At 68.8% G+C, this 8,509-nt stretch carries 7 protein-coding genes and 1 tRNA gene; 1 reads left to right on the top strand and 7 read right to left on the bottom strand.

Features of this window, described 5'->3' with window-relative positions; genetic code table 11:
- The 7 genes from pknB to ABZ260_RS40195 all read right to left on the bottom strand — a co-directional run.
- A partial coding sequence (gene pknB, locus ABZ260_RS40225; protein ID WP_355628122.1) for a Stk1 family PASTA domain-containing Ser/Thr kinase occupies window positions 1-958 on the bottom strand: 958 nt, incomplete at its 3' end.
- Between the two features lie 82 nt (window positions 959-1,040).
- A complete protein-coding gene (locus ABZ260_RS40220; RefSeq protein WP_355628119.1) occupies window positions 1,041-2,528 on the bottom strand; it encodes a serine/threonine-protein kinase in 1,488 nt (495 codons plus the stop codon).
- Window positions 2,525-3,982, bottom strand: a complete 1,458-nt coding sequence (locus ABZ260_RS40215; RefSeq protein WP_355628116.1) for a penicillin-binding protein 2 — start codon at window positions 3,980-3,982, stop codon at window positions 2,525-2,527. Before ABZ260_RS40215 ends, ABZ260_RS40220 begins: the two co-directional genes overlap by 4 nt.
- Window positions 3,979-5,358 carry an FtsW/RodA/SpoVE family cell cycle protein gene (locus tag ABZ260_RS40210; protein ID WP_355628113.1) on the bottom strand — a complete coding sequence of 460 codons (1,380 nt, stop codon included), beginning with the start codon at window positions 5,356-5,358 and terminating at the stop codon, window positions 3,979-3,981. Before ABZ260_RS40210 ends, ABZ260_RS40215 begins: the two co-directional genes overlap by 4 nt.
- Window positions 5,359-5,362: 4 nt before the next feature.
- Window positions 5,363-6,688 (bottom strand): Stp1/IreP family PP2C-type Ser/Thr phosphatase, encoded by a 1,326-nt coding sequence (locus ABZ260_RS40205; protein ID WP_355628110.1) that lies wholly within the window; start codon window positions 6,686-6,688, stop codon window positions 5,363-5,365.
- Entirely contained in the window at window positions 6,685-7,152 is a 468-nt protein-coding gene (locus ABZ260_RS40200; protein WP_350913965.1) for an FHA domain-containing protein, read from the bottom strand. The genes ABZ260_RS40205 and ABZ260_RS40200 overlap by 4 nt, the downstream gene beginning before the upstream one ends.
- Window positions 7,153-7,169: 17 nt before the next feature.
- The gene (locus ABZ260_RS40195; RefSeq protein WP_350913967.1) at window positions 7,170-7,910 is read right to left on the bottom strand and encodes a DUF3662 and FHA domain-containing protein; all 741 of its coding nucleotides are present in this window, start codon (window positions 7,908-7,910) and stop codon (window positions 7,170-7,172) included.
- Window positions 7,911-8,076: 166 nt separating this feature from the next.
- Here ABZ260_RS40195 and ABZ260_RS40190 point away from each other — a divergent pair.
- Window positions 8,077-8,159 (top strand) — tRNA-Leu (locus tag ABZ260_RS40190).
- Window positions 8,160-8,509: the final 350 nt, after the last annotated feature.

Below are 8,509 nucleotides of genomic sequence, written 5' to 3'. Positions count from 1 at the left end.
CGTACGCCGGGACGGCGGTGGTGCGCTGGGTCGCCGGGCCGCCGGGCCCGGGAGCCTGCATCGTCCGGGTGGCCGAGCCGTAGTTGTTGGACAGCGCCATGGTCTGGGCGTCCGTCGGGATGCCGGACATCGCCCGCTGGATGTCGGCCCGCATCTCCCCGGCGCTCTGGTAGCGGTGCGCCGGGTCCTTGGCCATCGCCTTGAGCACGATGGCGTCGGCCCACTGGGGGATGTCGGGGTCGATCTGCGACGGCGGGATCGGCTCCTCGCGTACATGCTGGTAGGCGATCGCGACGGGCGAGTCGCCGGTGAACGGGGGCTGTCCGGTCAGCAGCTCGTACAGCACGCAACCGGTGGAGTAGAGGTCGCTGCGGGCGTCGACCCGCTCGCCCCTGGCCTGCTCCGGCGAGAGGTACTGGGCGGTGCCGATCACCTGGGCGGTCTGTGTCATGGTCGCGGCCGAGTCGGCCATCGCGCGGGCGATGCCGAAGTCCATGACCTTGACGTCGCCGTTGCGAGTGATCATGATGTTCGCCGGCTTGATGTCCCGGTGGACAATGCCGCCACGGTGGCTGTAGTCCAGCGCCCGAAGGATCCCGTCGACCAGTTCGGCGGCACGCTCGGGCAGCAACCGCCGGTCGGCCCGGAGCAGGTCGCGCAGCGTGCGGCCGTCGACGTACTCCATCACGATGTAGGGAACGGGCGCACCCTCTGAGACGTCCTCGCCGGTGTCGTAGACCGCGACGATGGACGGGTGGTTCAGCGACGCGGCGGACTGAGCCTCCCGGCGGAACCGCGCCTGGAAGATGTGATCCCTGGCCAGGTCCGCGCGGAGGGTCTTGATGGCGACGATCCGATCCAGCCGGATGTCTCGGGCGCGATAGACCTCGGCCATGCCGCCACGCCCGACGACGCCGTCAAGCTCGTAGCGATCGCCGAGGCGTCGGGGCTGAGTCATTTCCTGCACTGTCCCTTACCGTTCATCTTGGGTGCCGGTGGGCTCTTGGGCCACCGGTGTCCATCATCGACCCGTTGCCGCATCACGTCTCCTCATTCGGCTGGTCTGTATCGCCGGGTTCGGGAGTCGTACTCGGTGTGGGGCTCGGTGTCACCGTCGGGGTGGTGGGCGTCGGGGTGGGAATCGTCGGGCTGAGGCTGGGCGATGGTGACGTACTCGGCGTTGCGGTGGGCGTGGCCGATGTGCTTACCGTAGCCGACGGCGTGACCGAGGGGCGGACCGTCTTCGTCGGCGAGACAGGTGGTCTGCTCGTCGGAGACGCGCTCCGGCTCGGCGTGGCCGTCGGCGGTTCGATAGCCGGGCTCGACGGTACGACCGGTTTCTCCGGCTCGCTACCGCCCGGCCGGCCGGTCAGCTCGTAGGCCGCCAGGGAGCCCAACCCGATCGCGGCGGCGCACGCCGCGACCACGGCGACGATCACTGTTCTCCTGCGCGGGCGACGGCGCCCATGAGGCGCTGGCCCGGTACCCGGGGGCGTCCCGCCCGCCCCGGCACCCCCGCCGGCGCCCTCCGCGGAACCTCCGCCCGCACCGGCGCGAGCTCCGGAACCCGCCCCGGAACCCGCGCCCGCGCCCGCACCTGCGGCGGGGCCGACGGGTGCGGCCATGGCCGAGGTGATCTCCTGTGGCCACTCGGTCGCGGGCTCGGCACGCCAGCCCGAGGGGTCGGTGAGCATGCCAAGACCGGTGGCGTCGGTGGCGGCCAGCGCGTCGAGCAGCACGTCCGCCCGTTCCGACAGTTCCCTGGCGCCGGCCGGACGCCGCAGCGGGTCCTTGGACAGGCACGCCATGACCAGGTCACGGACCGCGGGCGGGATGCTCTCCGGGAGCGGCGGCGGGGGCTCGCCGATGTGCATGAGAGCGATCGCCACCTGCGTCTCGGCGCGGAACGGCGCCCGGCCGGCCAGGCACTCGTAGGCGACCACCCCGAGGGAGTAGATGTCGGTGGCGGGCGTCAGCGGTTCGCCGGACGCCTGTTCGGGGCTGACGTACTGGGCGGTGCCGAGCAGGACTCCCGTCTGGGTGACCGGCGCGGCCTCCAGTACCCTGGCGATGCCGAAGTCTGTGATCTTTATCACGCCCGCCTCGGTCACCAGCAGGTTGCCGGGCTTGATGTCCCGGTGGATGACCCCCGCGCGGTGCGCGGCCTGCAGGGCCCTGGCGGTCTGATGGACCACGTCGAGAGTGACCTTGGGGCTCAGCGCGCCGTCCCTGGCCAGGATGCCGGCCAGGGACTCGCCGGGCACCAGCTCCATCACCAGGTAGGCGACGCCGTCGCTCTCGGCGTAGTCGAAGACCTGCGCGATACCCGGGTCGGACAGCCCGGCCGCGATGCGGGCTTCGGAGCGGAAGCGCTGCCGGAAGGCGGGATCCTCCGCCACGTGCGCACGGAGCAGCTTCACCGCGACCTCGCGGCCGAGCAACTCATCCCTGGCCCGCCACACCTCGCCCATGCCGCCCGACGCGATACGCCCCAGCGGGCGGTACCGGCCCCCGAGCAACGCGGTCATCTACCCAGCACCGCTTCCATCACGCTCTTGGCGATCGGGGCGGCGGTGTGACCACCTGAGGCGTCGTCACCCGCGCTTCCGGACTCGACGATCAGTGCGACGGCGACCTTGGGGTCCTCGGCGGGAGCGAAGGAGATGAACCACGCGTGGGGCGCCTGGCCCCTGGCGGTCTCGGCGGTGCCGGTCTTGCCGCCGACCGTCACGCCCGGAATCTGCGCCGCGCTCGCCGTGCCCTTGTTGACGACGTTGACCATCATCTCCTGAAGCTTTCGCGCGTTGTCCTCGCTCATCGCGGTGTCCAGCTCGTCGGGGTCGGCGGTCTCGATCTCGCCGCCCTCGGCGTCCGCGATCTTGTTCACCAGGTACGGCTTCATGACCACGCCGTTGTTGGCGATGCCGGCGGCGATCATGGCCATCTGCAGCGGGGTCATCTGGTTGCTGCGCTGGCCGATCGACGCCTGGGCGAGGGCCGCCAGGTCCTCCTCGGGGCCGATCCCGCTACCCGCGACCGGCAGCGGGATCGACAACGGTTCGCCGCCGATGCCGAACTTGGCGGCCTGGTCGCGCAGCGCGTCGTAGCCGAGCTCCATGGCGATCTTGCCGAACGGGGTGTTGCAGGACTTCTCCAGCGCGAACGAGAGCGTCACGCGCCCGGCACCGCAGGCCGCGCCACCGTAGTTGGGCAGGTCGGCGGTGGTGTTGGGCAGGTCGAGCACCTGCGGGGCGTCGACCTGGGTCTCCGGGCCGATGGTGTCGTCGCTCTCCAGGTACGCCGCCATGGTGACCACCTTGAAGGTCGAGCCCGGCGGATAGGTGCGCTCGATGGCCCGGTTGACCAGCGGCTTGTCCTCGTCCTTGTCCAGCTTGTTGTAGGCCTTGTTGACGTCCTCCTTGCTGGGCTTGGAGAGCGGGTTGGGGTCGTAGGTGGGGATCGAGACCATGGCGAGGATCGCCCCGGTCTTCGGCTCGATCGCGACCAGCGCGCCCTTCTTGCCGCTGGCGCCCAGCGCCTTGTAGGCGGCCTCCTGCGCCCTGGGGTTGATCGTCAGGTCGACGTTGGCGCCCTTGCTCCGCTTGGCGGTGAACAGGTCGATGCTCCGCCGGATCAGCAGGTCGGCGCTGGTGCCGTTGAGCAGGCGGTTCTCCGTCCGCTCGATGTCGCGCTGGCTCTCGGGTGCGAAGAACCCGGTGATGGGCGCGTAGAGCTTGCCCTCGGGGTAACGCCGCTGGAAGCGGAACTTGGCGTCGCCGGTGTCGACGGACTCGGCGAGGACCTTGTCGCCCGCGGTGATCCGGCCGCGCTCGACCTCGTACTGGGCGTAGAAGTTGCGGGTGTTGCGCGAGTCGGCGCGCAGGTCCTCCGCGCGCACGGCCTGCAGGTAGTTCACGTTGATCATGAGCAGGCCGAACATGAGCAGGCAGGCCAGGGCCGCGCGCTTGAGGGGACCGTTCATCGCTGGAACACCTGCGTCATTCCTTCGTCCTGGATGGCCTGGGGCGGAGGCTTCCTCGCCGTATCCGACATGCGTACCAGCAGCGCGATAAGGATCCAGTTAGCCAGCAGCGCCGATCCGCCCTGGGACATGAACGGGGTGACCAGGCCGGTCAGCGGGATCAGGTTGGTCACGCCGCCGACGATGATGAAGACCTGCCACGCCAGGATGAACGACAGGCCGCCCGCCAGCAGCTTGGAGAACGGTTCGCGGGCCGCGATCGAGGTGCGCAGGCCACGCTCCACCAGCAGGGCGTAGACCATCAGCAGGGCCATCAGCCCGGTCAGGCCGAGCTCCTCGCCCGCGGCGGTGAAGATGAAGTCGGAGAAGGAGAGCGGGATCAGGGTGGGGTGGCCCTGGCCGAGACCGGTGCCCAGAACGCCGCCCTGGCCCATGCCGAACAGGCCCTGCATGAGCTGGTAGCTGCCGCCGAACGTGCGGTCGTACAGCTCCGGGTCCTCCGGGTTGAGAAAGACCTCGAAGCGGGCCGCGACGTGATCGAAGACGAGCCCCGCCAGCACCGCCCCGCCGACGAAGAGCAGGATGCCGATGAGCACCCACGAGGTGCGCTGGGTGGCGATGTAGAGCATCGCGATGAAGGTGCCGAAGATCAGCAGCGAGGAGCCGAGGTCCTTCTGCAGGATCAGCACGCCCAGGCTGAGGCCCCAGGTGATGAGCACCGGGCCGAGGTCGCGGGCCCGGGGCAGGTCGATGAAGAGCAGCCGCCGCCCGGCCAGGGCCAGCACGTCGCGCTTGGCGACCAGGTAGCCGGCGAAGAAGACGACCAGGGCGAGCTTGGTGAACTCGGCCGGCTGGAGGCTGAAGCCGGCGATGCCGATCCAGATGCGGGCGCCGTTGATCTCCTGACCGAGGAACGGCAGCAGCGGCGAGACCAGCAGGGCCAGGCCGACGGCACCCGCGGTGTAGGTCAGACGCTGCAGCGCGCGGTGGTCGCGCAGCACGATCAGCGTCACGGAGAACATGACGACCCCGACGGCGGTCCACAGCAGCTGGTTGGTGGCCGAGGCTCCCTCCATGCCGGCCGCCTCAAGCCGATAGATGATCACCAGCCCGAGGCCGTTGATCAGTGTCACCAGCGGCAGGATCAGCGGGTCGGCCCAGGGCGCGAACTTGGCCAGCACCAGGTAGGCGGCCAGCATGAGACCGCCCAGGCCGAGGCCGTAGGTGAGCATGCCCGCGGGGACCTGGTTGTCGAGCGCCAGCCCCACATTGGCGTACGCCAGCATCACGATGGCGACCGCGAATGCGAGCATCGCCAGCTGGGCCAACCGCCGTTTGGCGGGAAGCGGGACAGGCTCGGCGCTAGGGGTGCTCATGGGTTCACTGTGACCTTGTGGGTTCGGGGGCCCTGGGGACGCGGGGCGTGGAGGACGCGGAGGTGCTCGGCGATGTGGTCGGCTCAGCCTTCTCCTCGGCCTTGTCTTCGGCCTTGGCCGCGGACGACTTCAGCTCTTCGATCTTTTTCAGGCCCGCCTCGACGGTGGGGACGGGGATGCCGTCGCGGACCTGGCCCTGCTGGAACGCACCAAGGGTCGTGATCGATTCTGCGGTGCTCTGGGCGACCTCGAAAAGCTCAAAGGGGCCGAGGTTGGTCTTCACGCCTTGGAAAACCACGATTTCGTTACCTCTGGCCCCTACGAAGTATTGATCGTCCAGCCATTGCCCGCCGAAGTACCAGCCTAGGCCGCTTCCGATGACGATGACACCGCCCGCCGCGGCCACAAGGGGCCACAGCCGCCGACGTCTGGCCGGCCTGGCGGTGGCCCTGATGATCGGCTCGTCGGGATCGTCGTCGGCGATGACCGGTTGCGGCATGGTGACCGCGCTGGCACGTCCCGCCGGGGTGTCCGGTGGCTGTGACCGTGGCATGCCGGAGCCGGCGGCACCGACCACGGCCGCCTCGGTGCGCGGGACGAAGCTCTCGTCCACCTCCAGCACGTCCGCCAGGACGCAGGTGATGTTGTCCGGACCACCGCCCCGGTTGGCCAGGTCGATGAGGGTGCGGACCACCCCGTCGGGATCCTCGATCGTGGAGAGCGTGTGGTGCAGGGTCTCCGCGCTCACCACCCCGGACAGGCCGTCGGAGCAGAGCAGGTAGCGGTCGCCGACCTGGGCCTCGCGCAGGGACAGGTCGGGATCGACCTCACCGCTGCCGTCGAGCGCCCGGAGCAGGATCGACCGCTGTGGGTGGGTGGTGGCCTCCTCGGCGGTGATCCGGCCGTCGTCCACCAGCGACTGCACCAGCGTGTGGTCGTGCGTGATCTGGTAGAGCTCTCCCGCGCGCAGCAGGTAGGCCCGGGAGTCGCCGACGTGGACCAGGGCGACCCTCGTCCCGGACCAGAGCATGGCGGTGAGGGTGGTGCCCATGCCCTTGAGGCTGGGATCACGGCCCACCATCTCGTGCAGCTTGCGGTTGGCGTCGCGTACCGCTGCCTCGATGGTGCTGAGCAGGTCACCTCCCTGGGCGTCCGCGTCGAGTGAGGACATCGCGGCGATGGCGACCGAACTGGCCACCTCGCCGTGTGCGTGGCCGCCCATGCCGTCCGCGACGGCGAGCAGGCGGCCGCTGGCGTAGGCGGAGTCCTCGTTGCCTTCACGGAGGAGGCCGACGTCAGAGCGGGCGGCGTAACGGAGTGCGATGGTCATTTGCGCAATTCGATGACGGTCTTACCGATGCGGATCGGAACACCGAGCGGCACCGGAGTCGGACGGGTGACTTTTGAGCGGTCGAGATAAGTGCCGTTGGTCGAGCCGAGATCTTCCACGATCCACTGACCGTCCTGGGGGAAGAGCCGGGCGTGCCGACTGGAGGCGTAGTCGTCGCTGACTACCAGCGTCGCGTCGTTCGCCCGGCCGATGGTGATGGGCGTCTCCGAGAGGGTAATGGTGGTGCCTTGCAGGGGGCCACCGGTGACGACCATCTGCCGTGGCTCCCCCTTCTTGGATTTGGCCGCGGGCTTCACCGGCTTGGGAACCTTGCGCGCGGGGACGACGGCGGCCGTGCGTGATCCGAACAAGTCCGTCCGGATCACGCCGACCGCGGCAATCACGAAGAACCACAGCACCGCGAGGAAAGCGAGCCGGATCAGCAGCAGCGTGAGCTCGGACATGGACCGTCTATTTACCTTTAATCGCGCCGGAAAACCAGAGTCGTTCGCCCCAGCGTCACGCGAGTGCCGTTCTGGAGCTCGACCCGGCGAACCGGCTGGCCGTTGACGAAGGTGCCGTTCGTGGAGCCGAGGTCGACGAGCGCGACCTGGGGACCCTCCACCCGTAGCTCGGCGTGGTGCCGGGACACACCCGGGTCGACCAGCCGTAGATCACAGTCGGTGCCCCTGCCGAGCAGGGTCACCGGGGTTGTCAGGTCGAAGGACCGCTGGCCCTGCGGGTCGTCCTGGGTGGACACCAGCAGGCGGGGGCGGCCTCCGAACGCGTGCGGTTTGGCGGTGGGCACGTCGCTCACCGGCTGGCGGATCTCGTCCTGCTCGACCGTCGCGCCACGGATCACGCCCGAGCGGATGCGGAACAGACCGACCGCGAGGTCGTCTGCCGTCTCGAAGCGGACCCTGACCGGTCCCACGAAGGAGTATCCCTGTTCCTTGGCGTACTCCCTGGCGAGGTTGGCCAGCTCGTGGCTGATGCTGTCCGCGTAGACCTCCAGTCGCTCGCTGTCGGTCGTGGACAGCTCGACCACGAAGTCGTTGGGCACGAGAGTGCGCCCCTGGGCGACGATCGCCGCCCGCTCGTCCATCTCTCGTTGGACCGCACTGGCGACCTCTACCGGCTGAAGGTCAGATTTGAACGCCCGCGCAAAGGCCCCTTCAACCAAGCCTTCGAGCCTCCGCTCGAAACGCTGAAGGACTCCCACCGGGTACCTCCCCTCCTCCGTCTATGTGGTCGCGGCCGCTTGGGGGCTCGTTGGCTCGGTCCTCGCTCTCTCGCACCCAGCTGCTCCGCTTTCGCATCTAGGAGGATCGTATCCGGGTTCGTGGGTACCGGCTGATACGTGCTAATGTTTCGACCGCACCCAACAAGGGCGGGTGGCGGAACGGCAGACGCGCACGGTTCAGGTCCGTGTGTCCGAAAGGACGTGAGGGTTCAAATCCCTCCTCGCCCACAAGATCATGACCCCGGTTACGCGGATACCGCGACCGGGGTCTTGCCGTCTCCTGGGAAACCACGCATTCATCTGAGCCATCCATGAGGTCTCGTGGCGGACCGAGTCGATCATCGATCAAGGTAGCCGCTCGCTCCGTTATAGAGAAGTCTCGGGGCTTACGTATGAGTCTTGTGGTTTTTGGGGCGGTGCGGCACGCCTTCCCGTTCTACCCGGCCACGCTTGCTGATCGCTTTCGGATGACTTGCATGGGTTTGCCGGTTGACTTATTACGCTGACAGAGAAAACGGGCCGGAGGAGAGGATCTCCCCCGGCCCGCGGCGTCCGCCGGCCCGCCGAGTCGATGGATC

It is taken from the genome of Streptosporangium sp. NPDC006013 (assembly GCF_040614275.1).
GTDB lineage: Bacteria > Actinomycetota > Actinomycetes > Streptosporangiales > Streptosporangiaceae > Streptosporangium.
The sequence above is the reverse complement of the archived record's forward strand: the minus strand, read 5'-3'. Positions and strand labels throughout refer to the sequence as shown.